Source organism: Roseomonas marmotae (assembly GCF_017654485.1).
Lineage (GTDB): Bacteria > Pseudomonadota > Alphaproteobacteria > Acetobacterales > Acetobacteraceae > Pseudoroseomonas > Pseudoroseomonas marmotae.
The window spans coordinates 3,180,776-3,200,805 of record NZ_CP061091.1 but is presented as its reverse complement, the minus strand read 5'-3'; the positions used below and the strand labels follow the sequence as shown (position 1 = coordinate 3,200,805).

Sequence of the window (20,030 nt, the reverse complement as noted above, 5' to 3'; positions counted from 1 at the left end):
GTTGTGTTGGCGCTTTTGACGCAGGCTCCGGCGCGGAAGGAATTGAGTGAATAAACCATTGCCAGGAAACGACATTTTTCCTGGCACGGGGCATGCATCGTTGCGGTCCTGGAAAAAGTTCAGGGGAAGACGATGACGTTCCTGCGTAAGACCTGTCTGGCGACCGCCGTCACCCTCGCTCTTGCCCTGGCCGCGCCACGCGCCGAGGCAGCCTATCTCGACCCCGCATCCTGGACGACCGCCCTGTCCGGTGTCGTGGCGCAATATGGTGCGGTCACGCTGACGGGGATGCCGGGCTACTCCGTCACTTTCGAGGACGCTTTCGGCACCTGGACCCCGGAAACCCAGAGCGATCCGGTCTATGTTGGTCCTAACGCGAATCCCTCTGCCGGTAGCTACTCCAGCCGGGGCTTCTTAAGCCTCTCGCCGCTATCAGCCGGAAGTCTGGGCGCGGCCTACACCTGCCACTCCTTCTACAACCCCTGCCTCGGCATCTTCCGCGCGACCTTCACGCTGCCCTATGACATCATCGGGCTCACCGGCAGCCTGCGGGTCGGAGCCGGCTACTGGCCTTCGCTCGGCAACGGACTTTTTCCCGAATTGGAAATCGCCGAGATCATCGACGGGATCGAGTGGAGGTATCCAGGTAATTCCTACTTCTACGGGCAGCTTTTCGATGCGCCGACCAACACCTTCACTGTGACATGGCGCGACGGCACGAGAAGCGCGGATGCTTTTGCCAGCTTTGTGCTGTCCAATGCGATGGTGGTGATCGCCCCGGTGCCGGAGCCCGCCTCGATGGCGCTGTTCGGCATGGGGCTGCTCGGGCTGGGGCTGGCCCGGCGGCGGCGGGCTGAACGGCCGGCGCGGGTCCGGGCAGTCTCAAACCTGCCGCCCGGGGATTGCTAAGTCTCTGGTCATCACCAGTGCCGAAGCAGGACGGGGACAGGAGCTCCGCCCTATCTGAGCTGGCTGTCCTTGCTGCCCCTGCGGTTGAAGCCGATATTCACCGGGCGGCGGTCAAGGGCCGACTGGCACGGGACGCAGGTTCTCACTCCCGGAAGCGCGCGGCGGCGTGCCGCCGGAATCTCATCGCCACATTCCAGGCAATGGGTTGCCCCATCCCCGGTGGGCAGGTGAGAACGCGCTCTCAGGACTCCATCCGTGACTGTATCGTCGATCTGATCCTGCACTGCGCTGTCAGGAGCCCATCCGCTGGCCATTGTCACCACCCGACCTGATTGGTGTCGGGGATATAACTGGTCTCCGGCAGCGGCGCTTTCAATGAGTGGTGCCGCGGAGGGACCGCAGCGGTTATGCGGCGCTGCCCACCGGGAAGCGCCGCCTGTCGGCGTCATGAGCCGCGGTGCGGATGCTGCGCCGGATCCGCGGCAGCGGGCCGCCCTCTTCCCTAATCCAGCTTCAGCCCGATGCGCTGGACGATGTTCTGGTACAACGCGAATTCGCGGTCCAGAAAAGCGCGGGTGGAGGCGGGGGTGCTGTCCGGCACGGGGGTGGTGCCGGTGCTTTCCAGCCGCTCGCGCACGCGGGGCTCGGCAAGAGCCGCGTTGGCGGCCTTGCTCAGCGCCTCCGCGATATCGTCCGGCATATCCTTGGGGCCTACCATCGCCGTCCAGGTGGTCAGCTCGTAATCCGGCAGCACGGCCTCCGCGACGGTCGGCACGTCCGGGAAGTTCGGGTCGCGCTGGCGGGTCGTGACGGCCAGCAGCCGTAGCGCGCCGTCGCGCACCTGGCCGACGACGGAGCCCAGCTGATCGACCGCGTAGAGCGTCTCTCCCTTGATGAGGGATTCCGCGGTCTGAGAGCCACCACGATAAGGGATGTGCTGCGCGCTGGTGCCGGCGAGATTCGCCAGGTAGTCAGCGCCGAGATGGGCCACGCCGCCGACGCCGGAACTGGCATAGGCGATCTGCCCGGGCTCGGCGCGCAGCCGGTCGACCAGCTGTTGCAGCGAGGTGACGCCGGAATTCGCCGGCACCACCACGCCGAGCGGGCTGGTGCCGACGACGGTGATCGGCGTGAAGTCCCTGGTGGGATGGTAGCGCGCGGCGGCGGCGCCGGAGGCGGGCGCGACGGCCAGGGTGGAAGCGGAGCCCACCAGCAGCGTGTAGCCGTCTGGGCGGGCGCGGCGGACGTAATCCGCCCCGATCGCGCTGCCCCCGCCTGGGCGGTTCTCCACCAGCGCGCGCCCCTCGGCGGTGAGAAGCGGGCCGATGCGGTCCGCGAGAAGGCGGCCGGCCAAGTCGTTCGCGCCGCCGGGGGCGAAGGGGACGATGATGGTGATCGGCCGGTCCGGAAAGGCGGCCAGGGCAGGGCGCGCGAGGGTGAGCCCCGCGGCGGTAAGGGCAAGAGTGGCGGTTCGGCTGCCAAGGCAGCGTCGGGTCAGCATGGATACGTCTCCTCGCCGGCTTCTTTTTGGGGCCGGTCAGAGAGGTAGTCTGCCCAAACTTCCGAAGCCCGGTAAGTCCTGCCATGCAACCGTGTTGGTGATGGCATCCGGCATGCTTGTTGGCGCGGCGCTGCCGACCCGTCGCGCCGGCCGCCATTTTCGCCATGACCTTGCACGCCGAAAGGCAATCGTCACCGGACATGCCCAAAGGCCTGTGCCGGTTGCTGGCCGCTGACACGCACTGGCGATAAGACCGGAGGATACCCTGTTGAAAGCATCTGAGCAGGTGGAACGCTGGGAGGGCATCTGGGATCTGGGTGCGAGGTCATCGATGCGCGGGATGACGAAGTCGGCGGTACGTGTCGCGCGTGAAGCGCTCTCTGTTGGGCGGCGAAGCTTTCCGACCTATGGCAGCCGGACCTCCCGGCATGACTTCCCTCAGGCGCAGCTCTTCGCACTGCTGGTGCTGCGCCAGTTCCTGCGGACCGACTACCGTGGGCTGGTGACCATGGTGGCCGACTGGCAGAACCTGCGAAAGCCCCCTGGGCTGCGGAAGGTGCCGCACTATTCCACCTTGGCCTGTGCGGCACGACGTCTCCTGCCTGAGGCTGAAAAGGGGGGCCTTCCACCACACTCAGCTGGTCATCGTGGAGCGGACCCGGCCTGTCGGCTTGATTGACGCCTCACCTGCGGTAGCCATGGATGCGACAAATTCAGGCTTTCCCGGAGTCCCGCGCGATTGTCGCCAGCCTGTCGGCACGCTCGTTCATCGGGTCGCCCGCATGGCCACGCACCCAGCGCCATTCCACCTTGTGCGGCTTGGCGGCGGCCAGCAGGCGCTGCCACAACTCGTAATTCGCCACCGGGTCCTTGGCGGCGTTGCGCCAGTTGTTGCGGACCCAGCCATGAATCCAGCGGCTGATGCCGTTGCGGACATATTCGCTGTCGGTGTGCAGGATGACGGTGCAGGGGCGCTTCAGCGCCTCCAGCGCACTCGCGGCCGCCGTCAGCTCCATGCGGTTGTTGGTGGTGGCGGGATCATGGCCGGAGAGTTCCTTCTCCACATCACCGAACTTCAGGATCGCGGCCCAGCCGCCGGGGCCGGGATTGGGCTTGCAGCCGCCATCGGTCCAGATTTCCACCACGCGCTCAGCGGCCTCGGGCGCGGCGGATTCGAAAACGTCAGAGGCCATAGGCGTGGATGTCCCGGGCGGCGGCATGGAAGCGCAGGCGCTTGAGGTATTCCAGCGGGTCCTTGCGCGTGACCATCGCGCCCGCCGGCGTATGGGTCCAGTCGAAGAGCCGCGTCAGCAGGAAGCGCATGGCCGCGCCACGGCACAGCAGCGGCAGCGCCGCCAGTTCCGCCTCCGTCAGCGGGCGCAGGGACTGGTAGGCGTGGATCATCGCCCGCGCCTTGGTGACGTTGAAGGAAAAATCCTGCTCGAAGCACCAGGCATTCAGGCAGACGGCCAGGTCATAGGCCAGGAAATCGGTGCAGGCGAAATAGAAGTCGATCAGCCCGGAGACACGTGGCGCGCCCTCGGCATCGTCCAGGAAGAAGACATTGTCGGGGAAGAGGTCGGCATGGATATGTCCGCGCGGCAGGCCGCGCGGCCAGTCGCGCAGGATGCCCTCCAGATGGCCGTCCAGCTCGGCGATCAGGCCGGGCTGCACCGCGTCGCCGCCCTTGCGGCAGCGGTCCAGCAGCGGCGCCCAGGCATGCGGGCCCAGGCTGTTCGCGCGCTCCTGCGCGAAGCCGGCGCCGGCGGCATGCAGTTCCGCCAGCGCGGCGCCCAGCGGCGCGCAATGGCCCTGCCGCACCCGGCGCGGCCAGACGCCCGGCAGGAAGGTGCAGATGGCGGCGGGGCGGCCGCACAGCTCCCGCAGCGCCTCCCCATCCCGCGCCGCGACCGGCTGGGGGCAGGAGAGGCCGCGCGCCGCCAGATGCCGCATCAGGCCCAGGAACCAGGGCAGTTCGGCCGGGTTCACCCGCTTCTCATAGAGCGTCAGGATATAGTCGGCGGTCGTGGTCTTGAGGGCGTAGTTGCTGTTCTCCACCCCCTCTGCGATGCCACGGAAGGCGACCAGTTCGCCCAGGTCGTACTCGGTCAGGAAGGCGCGCAGCGCCTCGTCCGAGATCTCGGTATAGACAGCCATCTTATCGTCCGGGGCGTTGCATCGGGGGAACGCGGAAGGTGATGTCCTCGACCGCCACCACCACTTCCTCGGTGGTCACGGTGAAGCGCTCCCGCAGTCGGACCAGCACTTCCTCCACCAGCACTTCGGGGGCGCTGGCGCCTGCGGTCAGGCCCAGGGTGGCCACGCCATCCACCTGGGCCGGGTCGAGGTCGGCGCCGCGCTGCACCATGACCGCGCGCTGGCAGCCGGCGCGGATGGCGACTTCCCGCAGCCGCACGCTGTTGGAGGAATTGGGGGCGCCGACCACCACCACCATCTCCGACCGCGCGGCGATGGCCTTGACCGCCGCCTGCCGGTTGGTGGTGGCATAGCAGATATCCTCCTTCCCCGGCCCGACGAGGCGGGGGAAGCGGCGCTGGAGGGTCGCGACGATCTCGGCGGTGTCGTCGACCGAGAGGGTGGTCTGGGTGGTGAAGGCCAGGGGGCCCTCGGGCGGCTGCACCGCCTCGGCATCCTCCACCGTCTCGATGATGGTGGCGCTGCCCTCGGGCAACTGGCCCATGGTGCCGACGACCTCCGGATGCCCCTCATGGCCGATCAGCAGGATGTGGCGGCCGGCGGCCTGATGGCGCTCGGCCTCCCGGTGCACCTTGCTGACCAAGGGGCAGGTGGCGTCTAGATACATCATGTTCCGCCGCCGCGCCTCGGCGGGCACGGATTTCGGCACGCCATGGGCGCTGAAGACCACCGGGGCATCCGGCGGAACCTCGTCCAGTTCCTCGACGAAGATGGCGCCCTGGGCCTCCAGGCTCTGCACCACGAATTTATTGTGCACGATCTCGTGCCGCACATAGACGGGGGAGCCGAATTTCTGGATGGCCTGCTCGACGATCTTGATGGCGCGGTCCACGCCGGCGCAGAAGCCGCGCGGGCCGGCCATCAGCACATGCAGGGGCGGCTTGGGGGCAGCCTGGGATCTGGGCAGGGTCATGCTTGCGTCGGGGCCGGAGGCGTGGTGGTTGCGGGTTCTATCGGTTGCGGCGTGGCGGGGGGCGAGAGTGCCCCCCCGTCCGGTCCGCGGCACTAAGGGGAAGAGTGGCAGCATGGTCAAGGCGCGGAACCTTCTGAACGGATGCATCGCAGGCGGTGTGGCGCTGTTGCTGGCCGGCTGCGGAGAGCGTGCGCCCGTCAGCCTGCTGGATGGCATCCAGGCGCCCTGTCCGCCGATCGGCGTGATCGGCGACGCGGCGGACCTGACCCGCTTCCGCCCGGGGGCGGGCTCCGACCTGACGGCCATGGTGGTCAATGCGCAGGTCTCCGGCTTCCAGGCCAAATGCGACTATGCTCCCCGCCGCTCCGGGCTGGTGGTGACCCTGACGCCGGAATTCTCGGCCGAGCGGGGGCCGGCGGCACAGGGACGCTCGCTCGACATCCCCTATATGGTGGCGGTGGTGGGCGATGGCGACCAGGTTCTCTCCCGCTCCGAATTCGTCATGCGCGTCAGCTTCCCGCCCAATGTTGCGAAGGTGAAGAGCGCGGGGGAGGAGCTGAGCATCACCCTGACCGGCGGCGTGGCCGAGGCCTCTCAGCGCCGCGTGCTGATCGGCTTCGTGCTGAGCCCGGAGGAACTGGCGTCCAACCGCCGCCGCGGCCCGCGCTGAGCCTGCCGCCGGGGGAGGGCCGGGCGCCGATGCCAGCCCATCCGGACGGGCGCGGCCCTGGCCCGGGCAGTCTGCCATTCCGCTGTGCAACCGGGGCGGCCGCCATGCGCCCCCGCCGCCACTTCCTGGCGCCGGAGCCACGATGGCGTGTTGCACAGGGGCGCCGGCTCGGGCAGAGAGTGAAGACCCGCTGATCCCACGCGGGAGAGAATGGCGCCCCGGGTCCGGGGTGCTGTCGCCGAAGGCGCAACCGGCCCCCGGAAACGCTCAGGCAGAAGGGCCGCGTGGGGAAGGGGACTCTGGAAAGCCCGGCCTTAAAACCGGCACCGACGGAGTAAGGCGCGATACCGCGCTGAATCTCTCAGGTCATCGGACAGAGGGGGGCCACGAACCCTGACCCGCCGCGCCCGCGCGGCGATGGAGGCTGCGTGGCCGACGTGACCGAGACGCTTCTCGAAACCCCCCTGGCATCCCTGCACCGGGAGCTGGGCGCGCGCATGGTGCCCTTCGCGGGCTATTCCATGCCCGTGCAGTATCCCGCCGGCATCATGGCGGAGCACCTGGCCACCCGGCAGGCCGCCGCGCTCTTCGATGTCTCCCATATGGGGCAGGCGGAGCTGGTGGGTGAGGGCGCGGCCGAGGCGCTGGAGCGCCTGACGCCGGCCGATGTGAAGATCCTGAAGCCCGGCCGGCAGAAATACGGCCTGCTGACCACCGAATCCGGCGGCATCCTGGACGACTTCATGGTCACCAATCTCGGGGACCGGCTCTTCCTGGTGCTGAATGCCAGCCGCAAGGACGTGGACTGCGCCGCCATCGAGGCCGTGCTGCCTGCCGGTGTCTCCCTGAAGCGCCTGCCGGACCGCGCGCTGCTGGCCTTCCAGGGTCCGGGTGCCGTGGCCGCGCTGGCCACCCTGGCCCCGGCCGTCTCCGCCATGCGCTTCATGGACGTGCAGGCGGTCGAGATCGCCGGTATCCAGACCCTCGTCAGCCGCAGCGGCTATACCGGCGAGGACGGGGTCGAGATCAGCGTCCCGGCGGAGCAGGCCGAGGCGCTGGCCCGCGCCCTGCTGGCCCTGCCCGGCGCCGTGCCGGCGGGCCTCGGCGCCCGCGACTCGCTGCGGCTGGAGGCGGGGCTCTGCCTCTACGGCAACGACATCGACGAGAGCACCAGCCCGGTGGAGGCCAACCTCGTCTGGACCATCGGCAAGCGCCGCCGCACCGAGTGGAATTTCCCGGGCGCCGGGCGGGTTCGTGACGAACTGGACAATGGCCCGAAGCGCCTGCGCGTCGGCATCCTGCCCGAAGGCCGCCAGCCCGCCCGTGGCCATACCCCGATCCAGGCCGGCGGCGCGGTGGTCGGCGAGATCACCAGCGGCGGCTTCGGCCCCTCGCTGAACGGCCCCTGCGCCATGGGCTACGTGGCGCGCGAACACGCCGCCGACGGCACGGCGCTCGACCTCATGGTGCGCGGCAAGGCCTCCCCGGCCCGCGTCGCGCCGACCCCCTTCGTTCCCCACCGTTACGCCCGATAAGGACCTGCCCCGATGGCCGAGTTGAAGTTCACCAAGGATCATGAATGGGTGCGGCTGGAGGGTGGCGTCGCCACCATCGGCATCACCGAGCATGCGCAGAATGCCCTGGGCGACGTGGTCTTCGTCGAGCTGCCGGAGGCCGGCCGTGAGGTCGCGGCCGAGGAGGCTGTGGCGGTTGTGGAGAGCGTGAAGGCGGCGTCCGACGTCTATGCGCCCATCGCCGGCAAGGTGGTGGAGGCCAATCAGGCCCTGGTCGATGATCCCGCCCTGGCCAATTCCGCGCCGACCACGGATGGCTGGTTCTTCAAGATGGAGCCCGCCGACCCCGCCTCCATCGACGCGCTGATGAGCGAGGCCGACTACGCGGCATTCGTGAGCAGCCTCTGATGTCCAGCGCCCTCGCCGAACTCCAGGCGCTGGAGGACCATGGCGCCTTCGCGGAGCGGCATATCGGCCCTTCGCCGGCCGAGATCGACGCCATGCTGAAGGTGGTCGGCGTCGACAGCCTGGATGCGCTGGCCGACCGCACGGTGCCCGCCGATATCCGCGGGCAGGACCTCTCCGTCCTGCCGCCCGCGATCACTGAGGCCGAGGTGATCGCCGAGCTGCGCGCGCTGTCGGAGAAGAATGTCCGCCGCAAGTCGCTGATCGGCATGGGCTACCATGGCACGCATGTGCCGCCCGTGATCCTGCGCAACGTGCTGGAGAACCCCGGCTGGTACACGGCCTATACGCCCTATCAGGCCGAGATCGCCCAGGGCCGGCTGGAAGCCCTGGTGAACTTCCAGACCATGGTGACGGACCTGACCGGCCTGCCCGTCGCCAATGCCTCGCTGCTGGACGAGGCGACCGCCGCCGCCGAGGCGATGGCGCTGGCCCTCGCCGCCACCAGGGCGAAATCCTCCACCCTGCTGGTGGCGGCGGATGTGCATCCGCAGACCATCGCCGTGGTGCGCACCCGCGCCGAGCCGCTGAAGCTGGCGGTGGAGATCGTGACCCCGGCTGAGATCGCCGCCGCCTGCGCCGCGAAGAAGCCCTTTGCCCTGCTGCTGCAATATCCCGGCACCACGGGCGAGGTGCGGGACATCGCGCCGGAGATCGCCGCCGCGCAGGCGGCCGGTGGCCTGGCCATCGTCGCGGCCGATCCGCTGTCGATGGTGCTGCTGAAGGCGCCGGGCGAGATGGGTGCGGATGTCGTCATCGGCTCCTCCCAGCGCTTCGGCGTGCCGATGGGCTATGGCGGTCCGCATGCTGCCTTCATGGCGGTGAAGGATGCCTATAAGCGCCTGATGCCCGGCCGCCTGGTCGGCGTCTCCGTCGATGTGGCCGGCAAGCCCGCCATGCGTCTGGCCCTTCAGACGCGCGAGCAGCATATCCGGCGGGAGAAGGCGACCTCCAACATCTGCACCGCGCAGGTGCTGCTGGCCGTCATGGCCGGCATGTATGCGGTGTGGCACGGGCCGGAAGGGCTGCGCCGCATCGCGAAGCGCGTGGCCTTGCAGGCCCGCCTGCTGGCCGGCGCCGCCGAGGCCGCCGGGCTGAAGCTGCGCCATGTCGGGTTCTTCGACACCATCACCATCGAAGCCGGCGACAAGGCCGACGCCCTCTACCACGCGGCCTATGAGCGCGGCTTCAACCTCCGCAAGCTGGACGATGGCGCCCTCTCCATCGCGTTGGACGAGACCGTCACGCGCGAGGAGCTGGCGGTGCTGGCCGAGGTGCTGGGCGGCGCGCTCGGCACCCCCGCCGGCGGCATCCCGCAGGCGCTGGAGCGGCAGTCGGCGATCCTGACGGCGGCGGTGTTCCATACGCACCATGCCGAGCACGCCATGCTCCGCTACCTCAAGAGCCTGGAGGACAAGGACGTCGCGCTGAACCGCAGCATGATCCCGCTCGGTTCCTGCACGATGAAGCTGAATGCGACGGCGGAGATGATCCCCGTCACCTTCCCCGGCTTCTCGGACATCCATCCCTTCGCGCCAGCCGATCAGGCGCAGGGCTATATCGAGATGATCCGGCGGCTGGAGAGCTGGCTGGCCGCCATCACCGGCTTCGCCGGCGTCTCCCTGCAGCCGAATGCCGGCAGCCAGGGCGAGTATGCGGGCCTGCTGGCGATCCGCGCCTTCCATCATGCCAATGGCCATGGCGAGCGCGACATCTGCCTGATCCCGTCCTCCGCCCATGGCACCAACCCCGCCTCGGCCGCGATGGCCGGCATGCGGGTGGTGGTGGTCGGCTGCGACCGCGACGGCAACGTGGATCTTCCCGATCTTGAGGCCAAGATCGCGCAGCATGCCGATAAGCTCTCGGCGCTGATGATCACCTATCCCTCGACGCATGGCGTCTTCGAGGAACAGATCATCCGCATCTGCGACCTGGTCCATCAGGCCGGCGGGCAGGTCTATATGGACGGCGCCAATATGAACGCGCAGGTGGGCCTGACCGCCCCCGGCCGGATCGGCGCCGATGTCTGCCACCTGAACCTGCACAAGACCTTCTGCATCCCGCATGGCGGCGGCGGCCCGGGCGTGGGGCCGATCGGCGTGGCGGCGCATCTGGTGCCGCATCTGCCGAACCATCCGCTGCTGGCGGAAGCGGGCCCCGCCACCGGCTATGGCCCGGTCTCGGCGGCGCCCTTCGGCAGCGCCTCCATCCTGCCCATCAGCTACGCCTATATCCGCATGATGGGTGCGGAGGCGCTGACGCGAGCCACCCAGGTCGCCATCCTCAACGCCAACTACATCGCCCGCCGGCTCGATGGGCACTTCCCCGTGCTCTACAAGGGCGCACGCGGCATGGTGGCGCATGAGTGCATCCTGGACTGCCGCGGCTTCCAGCAGGGCGGCGGCGTGCTGGTGGAAGACATCGCCAAGCGCCTTCAGGACTACGGCTTCCATGCGCCGACCATGTCCTGGCCGGTGGCGGGCACGCTGATGGTGGAGCCCACGGAGAGCGAGACCAAGGCCGAGCTGGACCGCTTCTGCGATGCCATGATCGCCATCCGCGCCGAGATCCGCGCGGTGGAGCAGGGCCGCATGGACAAAGCCGACAACCCGCTGAAGAACGCGCCCCATACCGCCGAGGAAGTCATGGCGGTGGAATGGACGCATCCCTACAGCCGCCAGGAAGCAGCCTTCCCGCTGCCCTATGTCGCCGCCCGCAAATACTGGCCGCCGGTCAAGCGGGTGGACAATGTCTATGGCGACCGCAACCTGATCTGCACCTGCGCGCCGTTGGAAGACTACGCCAACGCGCATCAGATCGCGGCCGAGTAACCTGCGACGGGCCAGGGGTTTCGCAACTCCTGGCCTTTTTGTCACGTTTCCCTGGCTCAAGCCGAGGAAAGGTCGCGTGACGGATCATGCCCCCTGGGAGGTCCTGACCTCCCGCAGCGTCCTGCGGGACCGCTGGATCGACGTCACGGCCGATGCCTGCCGGGACGCCAGAGGCCATCTCCTCGACCCCTTCTACACGTTTTCCTATCCGGACTGGGTGCAGGTTGTCGCGCTGACGCCGGAGGACGGGATCGTGCTGGTCCGGCAATACCGCCACGGCGCCCAGGCCCAGACGCTGGAACTGCCTGCCGGCGCCATGGAAACCAGCGATGCCGGGCCAGTCGAGACAGCGGCGCGGGAATTGCGGGAGGAGACGGGATTTGTCGCCGGCAGCCTGCGACATGTCTGTTCCCTGCACCCGAATACCGCCACCCACCGCAATCTCTGCCATACGGTCCTCGCGCTGGATGTGCTGCCCACCGCCACCACGCAGCATGAGCCGGGCGAGGATATCGCGGTGGAGATCCTGCCGCTGACCGCCGTGCTGGCCGGGCTGAATGCCGGGCTGCTGCCCCAGGCCATGCACGTCTCGGCGCTGCTGCTGGCCTTGTCGGATGCCGGAAAGCTGGATTTCTCCCTGCGGCTCTGAGAAGTGGACCGGGCGCGGAGGTCCGTGGCGTCAGCCGCCGTTCATCGCCCGGGCCAGCCGTGCCCGCAGGAAGGCCAGGACGGCGGCTTCCTCCGGTTTCAGGTCCGGCAGCTCCTGGCGCAGCTCGGCCTCGATCTCCTGTTTCACCTGCACCAGCAGGCCGCCCTGCATGTAGCTGTCCAGCACTTCCGGATGGACATAGCATTTGCGGCAGATCGCCGGCGTATTGCCCAGCCGCGACGCCGTATGCTCGATCGCCGCCTTCATGTTGCGCTTCGCGGCTGTCGCGCTGTCGAACGTCTCGAACTCGCTGAGCGCCATGGCGGCCAGCACTGTGCCGGCCCAGGTGCGGAAATCCTTGGCGGTGATGTCGTGCCCGCTGATCTCCCGCAGATAGGCGTTCACATCGGCCGAGGTGACGCTCTGCCGCTCGCCATCCTCGCCGAGATACTGGAACAGTTCCTGGCCCGGCAGGTCCTGGCAGGCGCGCACCACCTTCGCCACGCGCCGGTCGCGCAGGCGCAGCTTCCACATCTTGCCGCTCTTGCCTTTGAACTCGAAGCGCAGCTCGGCGCCCTCCACCGCCACATGGCGGGTGCGGAGCGTCGTCAGGCCATAGCTCTTGTTGGCCTGGGCGTAATCCTCATTGCCGACGCGGATCAGCGTGGTGTCCAGCAGATGCACGACGGTGGCCAGCACCTTCTCCCGCCCCAGCCCGCGCAGGGCCATGTCCTCGTCCACTCGCCTGCGGATGCCAGGCAGGGCATGGGCGAATTCCATGACATGCTCGTACTTCGTCGCATCCCGCGCCGCCCGCCATTCCGGGTGGTAGCGATACTGCTTGCGTCCCTTGGCGTCGCGGCCTGTGGCCTGGATATGCCCGTTGGCACGCAGGCAGATCCAGACATCGGTCCAGGCCGGTGGAATGGCCAGCTTGCGGATGCGCTGCAGCGTGGCCTTTTCCCTGATCGCCGCGCCCTTGTCGTCGCGATAGGCGAAGCCGCCGCCGCTGCGCCGGCGGCGGATGCCCGGCCCGTCGTCGGAGACATAGCGCAGCCCTGCGGCGGCGGCGGCTTCCGCCTCCTCCGCGCGGCTGGGCGGGATACCGGCTGGTGGCCGTGGTGGCTCGACCTTGGCGGCGGCTTCAGTCAGCATGGCTCGGGCATCCGCGATTGGCGGGGCCTGTGAAACGCATGGCAGGCGGCCTGGGTTCCGCCGCGCCCGCTGAAGGAAACCGGACATGCCCGACGAAGCGCCTCAAATCCTGCCGATCGAAGAAGGCCACCGCGAGGCCTGGGAAGCCCTCTATGCCGGCTATGCCGCCTTCTACCGTGTGGAGCAGACGCCGGAGATGCGCGCCCGCGTCTGGGGCTGGCTGATGGACCCCGCGCATGACGTGAAAGGCTTCCTGGCGCTGCGGGATGGCCGGCCCATCGGCCTCGCGCATTACCGGCCCTACTGGCGCCCGCTTTATGCCGGCATCGGCGGATTCCTGGACGATCTGTTCGTGGACCCGGCGGCGCGTGGCGGGCGGGTGGCCGATGCGCTGATCGCCGCCGTGGCCGATGAGGGGCGCCGGCGCGGCTGGGGGCTGATCCGCTGGATCACGGCCGACAACAATTATCGCGGCCGCGCCGTCTATGACCGCGTGGCGACGCTGACGCCCTGGCGCACCTACGACATCAAGCTCTGACGCTCGGGCGGCTGAGAAATCCGCCGGGCGCGCGCCGTTGCCGTGCCGCCCGGCATGCCCATCTGAGGCCGATGATGTCCCGCCGCGCCGCCCTGAGCCTGCCCGCTTTCCTGGCCGCCACGCCGGCCATGGCCTTCACCGAGGTACGCCAGTCCTGGCGTGACCCAGCCCGCAACCGCAGCCTGCCCATGCTGCTGCGCCTGCCCGAGGGCGGGGGGAGGGCGCCGGTCGTGCTGGTCTCCCACGGCCTGGGCGGATCGCGGGAGGGGCTGGGCTATCTCGGCCGGGGGCTGTCCCAGGCGGGCTTCGCTGTGCTGCACCTGCAACACCCCGGCACGGACGACAGCCTCTGGCGCAATGGCGGCGATACGCGCCTGGCGCTGGCCGCCGCCGTGACCGATGCCGGGCGGGCGCTGGATCGCATTCTCGATACCGTCTTCGTGCTGGATGAGCTGCCGCGCCGGGCGGATCTGGCCAGGCGGCTCGATCTCTCCCGCATCGCCATAGCCGGGCACTCCTACGGCGCCTGGCTGGTGCAGACCATGCTGGGCCAGCGCGTGCCCGGCGGCGACCGCGGCCTGACCCTGCCGGAGCCTCGCCTGGGCGCCGGCATCGCCCTCTCCCCCATTCCGCCTCAGGGCCTGCCGCCGCGTCTGGCCATCGACCGCGTGCGCGCGCCCATGCTGCATGTCACGGGTACCGAGGACCGGGACTTCATGGGCGGCAACAGCCCGCTCAGCCGCCGCATCCCCTATGACGCCATCACCGCGCCGGGGCAGGTGCTGGCCGTCTTCGCCGGCGCGGCCCATGGCAGTTTCGCGGATGAGCCCGGCACCGGCGCGCGATGGGAGGATAGCTCCTACCACCCCCGCACCGCGGCGCTTGCGGTGGCCTTCCTGCGCGGCGTATGGCTGGGCGATGACGAAGCCCGCCGCCTGCTGTCACAGGGCGCGCCCGGGCTGCTGGAGCGGGGCGACATGATCGAGAGCAAGGGGCTGGCGCCCTGATGCCGGACTATCTGCTGGAGATCGCCGCCGGCGGCCGCGTGGCGGGGGTGGACGAGGCTGGGCGCGGCCCGCTGGCGGGGCCTGTAATGGCCGCCGCCGTGCTCTTCCACAGGCCTCCGCCGGCCGGGCTGGCCGCCCTGCTGGATGACTCGAAAAAGCTGGATGCGGCGAAGCGGCAGGCCGCCTTCGAGGCGCTGCGGGCCGCCAGGGTGGAGGGCGTGCTGGATGGCGCCGTGGCCGCCGCCAGCGCCGCCGAGATCGGCCGGCTGAACATCCTGCGCGCCACGCACCTCGCCATGACGCGCGCGGTGGCGAAGCTCCGGCTGATGCCAGACCTCGTGCTGGTGGATGGCAACCAGCCGCCGCGCGGCCTGGCCTGCGCCGTGCGCTGCGTGGTGAAGGGTGACAGCATCAGCCTCTCCATCGCCGCCGCCTCCATCCTGGCCAAGGTGACGCGTGACCGGGCCATGGCGCGGCTGGACCCGCGCTGGCCCGGCTACGGCTTCGCCCGCCATGCCGGCTACCCCACCGCCGCGCATCGGGAGGCCCTGGCGCGACTGGGGCCGACTCCGCACCACCGCCGCGGCTTCGCGCCGGTCGATCAGATGCTTCTCGAGCTCTCTTGACGCATTGACTCACCCCGACGCATGCTCGGCCCCCGAGTCGCAGGAGGGTTTGACGGCGTGGGTACGGGGCTAGATCTGCCGTTGGACTGTATCCTGGAAGGGGATTGCATCGAGATGCTGCGGGCGCTGCCCCCGGCTTCCGTGCATACCATCTTCGCGGATCCGCCCTACAATCTGCAGCTGAAGGGCGAGCTGCGCCGTCCGGACGAGAGCGTCGTGGACGGCGTCGATGACGACTGGGACCGTTTCTCCAATCTCGCGGCCTATGACGCCTTCACCCGTGCCTGGCTGACCGAGGCGCGGCGCGTGCTGCGCAAGGACGGCACCATCTGGGTGATCGGCAGCTACCACAACGTCTTCCGCCTGGGCGCGGCCTTGCAGGACCTGGACTTCTGGATCCTGAACGACGTCATCTGGCGCAAGGCCAACCCGATGCCGAACTTCCGGGGCCGGCGCTTCACCAACGCGCATGAGACGATGATCTGGGCCTCGCGCGGACAGGACAGCCGCTACAAGTTCAACTACACCGCCATGAAGTCGCTGAACGACGACACGCAGATGCGCAGCGACTGGTTCATCCCGCTCTGCACGGGGGGTGAGCGGCTGCGGGACGAGAAGGGGCAGAAGGTCCATCCGACCCAGAAGCCCGAGGCGCTGCTGCACCGGGTCATTCTCTCCTGCACCTCGCCGGGGGATGTGGTGCTGGACCCCTTTCTCGGCTCCGGCACCACGGCCGCCGTCGCGAAGCGCCTGGGCCGCCGCTACATCGGCATCGAGCGCGACCCGACCTATGCCGCCGCCGCCCGCACGCGCATTAACGCCATCGAGCCGCTGTCGGAATCCGCCATGCTGGTGACGCCGACGCGGCGGGAGCAGCCGCGCATCCCCTTCGGCGCGCTGGTGGAACGCGGCATGGTGCCGCCCGGCGCCCGGCTGGTGGACCGTCACCGCCGCTTCGTGGCGGAGGTGGGGGCCGATGGCTCGCTCCGCTGCGGCACCGCGCAGGGCTCCATCCATCAGGTGGGCGCGGCGGTGCAGGAAGCGCCCTCCTGCAACGGCTGGCTCTTCTGGCACCTGGAGCGGCGCGACGGCTCGCTGCGCCTGCTGGACGAGTTGCGCGCCGAGATCGTGGGCAGCATGGGGGCCTGAGCCAACCGGCTCAGTGGTCCCGCCCGCGCCCCGTGCGGGCCTGTAGTTCATCGATCCTCTTGCTGGCCTCCGCCTTGGTCAGCCCGGGGTCGAATTCCTCTCCTGCCTCCTCGCAGAGCGTCTTGAGATAGCTGGCCTGGGCGCCGGTCATCGTCTCGTCGCCCGTGGTCCAGTTATCCGGGTCCTTGACGGTGTTGCCGGGCGTATCGCCCTGCGGCGCCTTCGGGGCGGTGCTGTGGTCGTCCTTGCCTTGACGGGCCATGGGAAGATCCTTGTTCGTGTTCTGTTCGTATAACGGGGTCGGGGCCATGCGGTTGCCCCGGAGGCCGGCGGCCTCTCTCCCTCTGACAAGGCTGTGATGACGAGAGGATGCCGTGGAAACCCGGGCGGGCGGTCCATGTTGCATCCAGCATCCGGATGGCCCTGGCGGCAGCGCTAGATTCAGAACGTCTCTGCCGGGCACCGCGTTCTCACGACGCAGGCTTCCTCTCCGTGGTGTCGTGCGGAGCGATCGTATCGTCTGCACCTTTCGATGGAGAGCCTGCGATGAAAGCGCTGGTCTGGCACGGTAAGCAGGATATCCGCTGCGACAACGTCACCGACCCCGAGATCGAGGATTCCCGCGACGCCATCATCAAGGTCACGAGCTGCGCCATCTGCGGCTCGGACCTGCACCTCTTCCACAACTTCATCCCGGCCATGATGCCCGGCGACATCATGGGCCATGAGATGATGGGCGAGGTCGTCGAGGTCGGCGCGGATGCGAGGCACAAGCTGAAAAAGGGCGACCGGATCGTCGTGCCCTTCACCATCATCTGCGGCGAGTGCGAGCAGTGCAGGCGCGGCAACTTCTCCGTCTGTGAAAGGACCAACCGCAAGAAGGAGCTGGCCGACAAGGTCTTCGGCCACACCACCGCCGGGCTCTTCGGTTATACGCATCTGACCGGCGGCTATCCGGGCGGGCAGGCGGAATATCTCCGCGTCCCCTTCGCCGATGCGACGCATATCAAGGTGCCGGACGGCATGACGGATGAGCAGGCGCTGTTCCTCGGCGATATCCTGCCCACTGGCTGGCAGGCGGCGGTGCATTGCGACATCGAGCCCGAGGATACCGTGGCGATCTGGGGCTGTGGCCCGGTGGGTCAGATGGCGATCCGCAGTGCCGTGCTGCTCGGCGCCAGGCAGGTGGTGGCGATCGACGATATCCCCGAGCGGCTTTCCATGGCCGCCGCGGGCGGTGCCATCACCATCAACTTCGAGACGGACAGCGTCGTCGAGCGGCTGAACGAGCTGACGGGCGGCAAGGGCCCGCAGAAATGCATCGATGCTGTCGGCCTGGAAGCGCATGTGACGCCCAGCCAGCCCGATACGCTGATGGACCGCGCCAAGCAGGTCATGATGCTGGAAAGCGACCGGCCCCATGTGTTGCGCGAAATGATGTATGTCTGTCGCCCCGGCGGCATCATCTCCATCTGCGGCGTCTATGCCGGGCTGGTGGACAAGATCCCGATGGGCATGGCCATGAACAAGGGCCTGAGCTTCCGCATGGGCCAGACGCATGTGAACCGTTGGACCGACGACCTGCTCCGCCGGATCGAGGAAGGGCAGATCGACCCTTCCTTCGTCATCACGCATACCGCCCGGCTCGAAGACGGGCCGGAGATGTACAAGGTTTTCCGCGACAAGCAGGACAGCTGCATCAAGGTCGTCCTCAAGCCCTGAGGTGCTGACATGAACATGTTGACCAGAGCCGCCGAGATCACCCGCTTCCCCGGCGATCCCAAGGTGCTCTGCACCGGGCCAAGCTCCCTCGGGGCGCCGGACCAGCTGGCACGCGGGCTGGGCTGGTTCAGCATCGGCCTCGGCGTGCTGGAGATCTTCGCTGCCAGGAGCCTGGCGCGTTCCCTGGGCATGCAGGGCGCCGAGGGGCTGATCCGCGGCTATGGGGTGCGGGAGATCGCCTCCGGCATGGCCTGCCTTTCGGTGAACCCGGTGCCGGGCGTCGCCAGCCGCATCGCCGGCGACGCGCTGGATATCGCGACGCTGGCGGCAGCACTGCCTGACAATCCCAAGCGGGAGAATGTGCAGCTGGCGCTGCTGGCGGTGCTCGGCGTCACCGCGCTGGATATCCTCTGCACCACGCAGCTGCGGGCGCGGCACGGCCGCCCCGCCGGCCCGGGACGGGACTACGGCGACCGTTCCGGCTTCCCCTATGGGGTCGCTTCGGCGCGTGGCGCGGCGCGGGAGGCCCCCTGAGGGCCCTGGTGCTTCAGGCGCCGACCGGCAGCGCCCCTTCCGCCCGCGCCAGGTCCAGCAGCTTCTGCATGGTGCCGGGAAGGGCGGCGCGGGCGGCCTCCGTCGTCATCCAGTCGCCATCCGGTTCGGCGCCGGGCGGGGCGATGGCAGCGCGCAGCGCCATGTGCAGCTCGAAATGCGTGAAGCCATGTTTCGCCTCGCCTTCCAGAACGCGCCAGGACAGGCCGGGCAGGGGGGCGAATGGGGTGATCTCCGGCTCCGTCCAGGGCACTTCCCGCCAGGGGGTGCCAGGCAGTTCCAGCATGCCGCCCAGCAGCCCCCTCGGCGGGCGGCGGCGCAGCAGCAGCCGGCCCCTGCCGTCCAGCAGCAGGAAATGCACGCCGCGCTTCAGCGGCCGCGCCTTTTTCGCCACCTTGCGCGGCAGGCTGGGTGCCAGGCCGGTCTGGAAACCCTCGCAGCCCTGGCGCCAGGGGCACAGGGCACAGGCCGGGTTGCGCGGGGTGCAGATGGTGGCGCCGAGGTCGAAGATCGCCTGCACGAAGTCGCCGGGTCGGTCCCGCGCCGCCGGCTGTTCCATCCATTGCTGCGCCAGGGCGGCCAGCGCCGGGCGGGCGCCGGGCAGCGGCTCCTCCACGGCGGAAAGGCGGGCGGTCACGCGCTCCACATTGCCATCCAGCGGCACCACCTCACGCCCGAAGGCGATGGCCCCCACGGCGGCGGCGGTATAGGCGCCGATGCCGGGCAGGGCGCGCAGCCCCTCCACCGTGTCGGGAAAGCCGCCGCGCGCCACCACGGCCTGGGCACAGGCATGCAGGTTGCGGGCGCGGGCGTAATAGCCAAGCCCGGCCCATTCCTCCGCCACATCGGCCCAAGGGGCGGCGGCCAGGGCTTCCACATCGGGAAAGCGCGCGAGAAAACGTCGCCAGCGCGGCCCCACGGCCGCCACCGTGGTCTGCTGCAACATGACCTCGGATAACCATATGCGGTAAGGATCGCCCGATCCTTCGCGCCAGGGCAGGGCGCGGCGATGGCGGTCATACCATTCGAGCAACAGAGAAGCGGCGGGCAACACGGATGCAGGAAAAGGGCCAAGGCGGTCGCGGATCAAGCCCCGGCGCCAGGAAATCGACAACCGCCCAGCCGGAGGCTCTGCCGGGCTGGCGGGTGGACCGGGGCCCGCGCCTGCTGGGCGCGGTGATCCCGCAGGTCACGCGCCCCGTCTTCAAGAAGCGCAGCCCGGCGGCGGCGCAGCTGATCGCCGATTGGCCGGCGGTGGTGGGGCCGGTGCTCGCGGCGCAGACCGTCCCCCGCTCGCTCACTTCCGGCACCCTGACCCTGGCCTGCTCCGGCCCGGTGGCGATGGAGCTTCAGCACCTGGCGCCGCAGCTGATCGGCAAGGTCAATGCGGCGCTGGGGCACCCGCTGGTGCAGCGGCTGCGATTCGTGCAGGCGCTGGTGCCGCCGCCGCCCCGCCGCGCGCCGCCGCCCGCGCCGGTGGCCCTGCCGGAGAAAGTCACCTCTGCGCTGGAGGGGGTGGCGGACCCGCAGTTGCGCGAGGCTCTGGCAAGATTGGCCCAGGGGGTCTATCGGGGGCGGCGAAGCCCCGGTTGAGGCGCTGGCGGCGGGCCAC

General features: G+C 69.3%; 22 protein-coding genes and 2 riboswitches. Of the genes, 14 read left to right on the top strand and 8 right to left on the bottom strand.

What is annotated here, in order from left to right; all coding sequences use genetic code 11:
• Positions 1–132 precede the first annotated feature (132 nt).
• Entirely contained in the window at positions 133–909 is a 777-nt protein-coding gene (locus IAI58_RS23080) for a PEP-CTERM sorting domain-containing protein (RefSeq protein WP_237182250.1), read from the top strand.
• Positions 910–959: 50 nt separating this feature from the next.
• Here the strand turns inward: IAI58_RS23080 and IAI58_RS15045 are convergent, their stop codons facing one another.
• Complete coding sequence (locus IAI58_RS15045) at positions 960–1,223, bottom strand: DksA/TraR family C4-type zinc finger protein (RefSeq protein WP_207445745.1); 264 nt, start codon at positions 1,221–1,223, stop codon at positions 960–962.
• Between the two features lie 188 nt (positions 1,224–1,411).
• Positions 1,412–2,410, bottom strand: coding sequence for a Bug family tripartite tricarboxylate transporter substrate binding protein (locus IAI58_RS15040; RefSeq protein ID WP_207445744.1), 999 nt, complete (start codon positions 2,408–2,410; stop codon positions 1,412–1,414).
• Between the two features lie 268 nt (positions 2,411–2,678).
• Between IAI58_RS15040 and IAI58_RS15035 the strand changes: the two genes are divergently transcribed.
• Positions 2,679–3,089 carry a hypothetical protein gene (locus IAI58_RS15035; protein ID WP_207445743.1) on the top strand — a complete coding sequence of 137 codons (411 nt, stop codon included), beginning with the start codon at positions 2,679–2,681 and terminating at the stop codon, positions 3,087–3,089.
• A gap of 34 nt (positions 3,090–3,123) precedes the next feature.
• On the opposite strand, the gene rnhA is transcribed toward IAI58_RS15035, so the two are convergent.
• The 3 genes from rnhA to ispH are packed head-to-tail and all read right to left on the bottom strand — an operon-like array spanning position 3,124 to position 5,540.
• Positions 3,124–3,603, bottom strand: coding sequence for a ribonuclease HI (gene rnhA, locus IAI58_RS15030; RefSeq protein ID WP_207445742.1), 480 nt, complete (start codon positions 3,601–3,603; stop codon positions 3,124–3,126).
• On the bottom strand, positions 3,593–4,567 hold the full coding sequence (locus IAI58_RS15025; RefSeq protein ID WP_207445741.1) for a homoserine kinase: 975 nt from the start codon (positions 4,565–4,567) through the stop codon (positions 3,593–3,595). Before IAI58_RS15025 ends, rnhA begins: the two co-directional genes overlap by 11 nt.
• 1 nt (position 4,568) lies before the next feature.
• Positions 4,569–5,540 (bottom strand): 4-hydroxy-3-methylbut-2-enyl diphosphate reductase, encoded by a 972-nt coding sequence (gene ispH, locus IAI58_RS15020; RefSeq protein WP_207445740.1) that lies wholly within the window; start codon positions 5,538–5,540, stop codon positions 4,569–4,571.
• Positions 5,541–5,652: 112 nt separating this feature from the next.
• Here ispH and IAI58_RS15015 point away from each other — a divergent pair, with 112 nt between their 5' ends.
• The 5 genes from IAI58_RS15015 to IAI58_RS14995 all read left to right on the top strand — a co-directional run bounded on the left by IAI58_RS15015 (position 5,653) and on the right by IAI58_RS14995 (position 11,669).
• Positions 5,653–6,210: a hypothetical protein gene (locus tag IAI58_RS15015; protein ID WP_207445739.1), complete on the top strand. Its 558-nt coding sequence runs from the start codon at positions 5,653–5,655 to the stop codon at positions 6,208–6,210.
• A 191-nt stretch (positions 6,211–6,401) separates the two neighbouring features.
• Positions 6,402–6,503: riboswitch (glycine riboswitch) on the top strand.
• A 4-nt stretch (positions 6,504–6,507) separates the two neighbouring features.
• A riboswitch (glycine riboswitch) is annotated at positions 6,508–6,589 on the top strand.
• Positions 6,590–6,647: 58 nt separating this feature from the next.
• The gene (gene gcvT / locus IAI58_RS15010) at positions 6,648–7,745 is read left to right on the top strand and encodes a glycine cleavage system aminomethyltransferase GcvT (RefSeq protein ID WP_207445831.1); all 1,098 of its coding nucleotides are present in this window, start codon (positions 6,648–6,650) and stop codon (positions 7,743–7,745) included.
• 12 nt (positions 7,746–7,757) lie between these two features.
• Complete coding sequence (gene gcvH / locus IAI58_RS15005) at positions 7,758–8,132, top strand: glycine cleavage system protein GcvH (RefSeq protein ID WP_207445738.1); 375 nt, start codon at positions 7,758–7,760, stop codon at positions 8,130–8,132.
• Positions 8,132–11,020 carry an aminomethyl-transferring glycine dehydrogenase gene (gcvP, locus tag IAI58_RS15000; protein WP_207445737.1) on the top strand — a complete coding sequence of 963 codons (2,889 nt, stop codon included), beginning with the start codon at positions 8,132–8,134 and terminating at the stop codon, positions 11,018–11,020. The genes gcvH and gcvP overlap by 1 nt, the downstream gene beginning before the upstream one ends.
• Positions 11,021–11,096: 76 nt before the next feature.
• Complete coding sequence (locus IAI58_RS14995) at positions 11,097–11,669, top strand: NUDIX hydrolase (RefSeq protein ID WP_207445736.1); 573 nt, start codon at positions 11,097–11,099, stop codon at positions 11,667–11,669.
• 30 nt (positions 11,670–11,699) lie between these two features.
• Here the strand turns inward: IAI58_RS14995 and IAI58_RS14990 are convergent, their stop codons facing one another.
• Positions 11,700–12,824: a DNA topoisomerase IB gene (locus IAI58_RS14990; RefSeq protein ID WP_207445735.1), complete on the bottom strand. Its 1,125-nt coding sequence runs from the start codon at positions 12,822–12,824 to the stop codon at positions 11,700–11,702.
• Positions 12,825–12,909: 85 nt separating this feature from the next.
• Here IAI58_RS14990 and IAI58_RS14985 point away from each other — a divergent pair, with 85 nt between their 5' ends.
• The 4 genes from IAI58_RS14985 (at position 12,910) to IAI58_RS14970 (ending at position 16,144) form a co-directional block, all read left to right on the top strand.
• A complete protein-coding gene (locus tag IAI58_RS14985) occupies positions 12,910–13,362 on the top strand; it encodes a GNAT family N-acetyltransferase (protein ID WP_207445734.1) in 453 nt (150 codons plus the stop codon).
• 71 nt (positions 13,363–13,433) lie between these two features.
• Positions 13,434–14,369: an alpha/beta hydrolase family protein gene (locus tag IAI58_RS14980; RefSeq protein ID WP_207445733.1), complete on the top strand. Its 936-nt coding sequence runs from the start codon at positions 13,434–13,436 to the stop codon at positions 14,367–14,369.
• Positions 14,369–14,995, top strand: a complete 627-nt coding sequence (locus IAI58_RS14975; protein ID WP_207445732.1) for a ribonuclease HII — start codon at positions 14,369–14,371, stop codon at positions 14,993–14,995. Before IAI58_RS14980 ends, IAI58_RS14975 begins: the two co-directional genes overlap by 1 nt.
• Before the next feature lie 21 nt (positions 14,996–15,016).
• Positions 15,017–16,144, top strand: coding sequence for a site-specific DNA-methyltransferase (locus IAI58_RS14970; protein WP_408906191.1), 1,128 nt, complete (start codon positions 15,017–15,019; stop codon positions 16,142–16,144).
• A gap of 10 nt (positions 16,145–16,154) precedes the next feature.
• Here the strand turns inward: IAI58_RS14970 and IAI58_RS14965 are convergent, their stop codons facing one another.
• Positions 16,155–16,406 (bottom strand): DUF3072 domain-containing protein, encoded by a 252-nt coding sequence (locus IAI58_RS14965; RefSeq protein WP_207445731.1) that lies wholly within the window; start codon positions 16,404–16,406, stop codon positions 16,155–16,157.
• 284 nt (positions 16,407–16,690) lie between these two features.
• Here IAI58_RS14965 and IAI58_RS14960 point away from each other — a divergent pair, with 284 nt between their 5' ends.
• On the top strand, positions 16,691–17,866 hold the full coding sequence (locus IAI58_RS14960) for a zinc-dependent alcohol dehydrogenase (RefSeq protein WP_207445730.1): 1,176 nt from the start codon (positions 16,691–16,693) through the stop codon (positions 17,864–17,866).
• A gap of 15 nt (positions 17,867–17,881) precedes the next feature.
• Positions 17,882–18,400, top strand: a complete 519-nt coding sequence (locus tag IAI58_RS14955; RefSeq protein ID WP_237182248.1) for a hypothetical protein — start codon at positions 17,882–17,884, stop codon at positions 18,398–18,400.
• A gap of 13 nt (positions 18,401–18,413) precedes the next feature.
• On the opposite strand, the gene IAI58_RS14950 is transcribed toward IAI58_RS14955, so the two are convergent.
• Positions 18,414–19,472 carry an A/G-specific adenine glycosylase gene (locus IAI58_RS14950; protein ID WP_207445729.1) on the bottom strand — a complete coding sequence of 353 codons (1,059 nt, stop codon included), beginning with the start codon at positions 19,470–19,472 and terminating at the stop codon, positions 18,414–18,416.
• 92 nt (positions 19,473–19,564) lie between these two features.
• Here IAI58_RS14950 and IAI58_RS14945 point away from each other — a divergent pair, with 92 nt between their 5' ends.
• Positions 19,565–20,011, top strand: coding sequence for a DUF721 domain-containing protein (locus IAI58_RS14945; RefSeq protein WP_237182863.1), 447 nt, complete (start codon positions 19,565–19,567; stop codon positions 20,009–20,011).
• The last annotated feature ends 19 nt before the right edge of the window (positions 20,012–20,030 follow it).

What these genes read in the sequence shown, in the direction of transcription:
- IAI58_RS14980 (WP_207445733.1), top strand. Translation starts at nt 13,434, where the DNA reads ATGATGTCCCGCCGCGCCGCCCTGAGCCTGCCCGCTTTCCTGGCCGCC.
- IAI58_RS14985 (WP_207445734.1), top strand. Translation starts at nt 12,910, where the DNA reads ATGCCCGACGAAGCGCCTCAAATCCTGCCGATCGAAGAAGGCCACCGC.
- IAI58_RS14955 (WP_237182248.1), top strand. Translation starts at nt 17,882, where the DNA reads ATGTTGACCAGAGCCGCCGAGATCACCCGCTTCCCCGGCGATCCCAAG.
- IAI58_RS14970 (WP_408906191.1), top strand. Translation starts at nt 15,017, where the DNA reads ATGCTCGGCCCCCGAGTCGCAGGAGGGTTTGACGGCGTGGGTACGGGG.
- IAI58_RS23080 (WP_237182250.1), top strand. Translation starts at nt 133, where the DNA reads ATGACGTTCCTGCGTAAGACCTGTCTGGCGACCGCCGTCACCCTCGCT.
- IAI58_RS14975 (WP_207445732.1), top strand. Translation starts at nt 14,369, where the DNA reads ATGCCGGACTATCTGCTGGAGATCGCCGCCGGCGGCCGCGTGGCGGGG.
- IAI58_RS14960 (WP_207445730.1), top strand. Translation starts at nt 16,691, where the DNA reads ATGAAAGCGCTGGTCTGGCACGGTAAGCAGGATATCCGCTGCGACAAC.
- IAI58_RS15015 (WP_207445739.1), top strand. Translation starts at nt 5,653, where the DNA reads ATGGTCAAGGCGCGGAACCTTCTGAACGGATGCATCGCAGGCGGTGTG.
- IAI58_RS14990 (WP_207445735.1), bottom strand. Translation starts at nt 12,824, where the DNA reads ATGCTGACTGAAGCCGCCGCCAAGGTCGAGCCACCACGGCCACCAGCC.
- gcvP (WP_207445737.1), top strand. Translation starts at nt 8,132, where the DNA reads ATGTCCAGCGCCCTCGCCGAACTCCAGGCGCTGGAGGACCATGGCGCC.
- rnhA (WP_207445742.1), bottom strand. Translation starts at nt 3,603, where the DNA reads ATGGCCTCTGACGTTTTCGAATCCGCCGCGCCCGAGGCCGCTGAGCGC.
- IAI58_RS15025 (WP_207445741.1), bottom strand. Translation starts at nt 4,567, where the DNA reads ATGGCTGTCTATACCGAGATCTCGGACGAGGCGCTGCGCGCCTTCCTG.
- IAI58_RS14965 (WP_207445731.1), bottom strand. Translation starts at nt 16,406, where the DNA reads ATGGCCCGTCAAGGCAAGGACGACCACAGCACCGCCCCGAAGGCGCCG.
- IAI58_RS15045 (WP_207445745.1), bottom strand. Translation starts at nt 1,223, where the DNA reads ATGGCCAGCGGATGGGCTCCTGACAGCGCAGTGCAGGATCAGATCGAC.
- gcvH (WP_207445738.1), top strand. Translation starts at nt 7,758, where the DNA reads ATGGCCGAGTTGAAGTTCACCAAGGATCATGAATGGGTGCGGCTGGAG.
- ispH (WP_207445740.1), bottom strand. Translation starts at nt 5,540, where the DNA reads ATGACCCTGCCCAGATCCCAGGCTGCCCCCAAGCCGCCCCTGCATGTG.
- IAI58_RS15040 (WP_207445744.1), bottom strand. Translation starts at nt 2,410, where the DNA reads ATGCTGACCCGACGCTGCCTTGGCAGCCGAACCGCCACTCTTGCCCTT.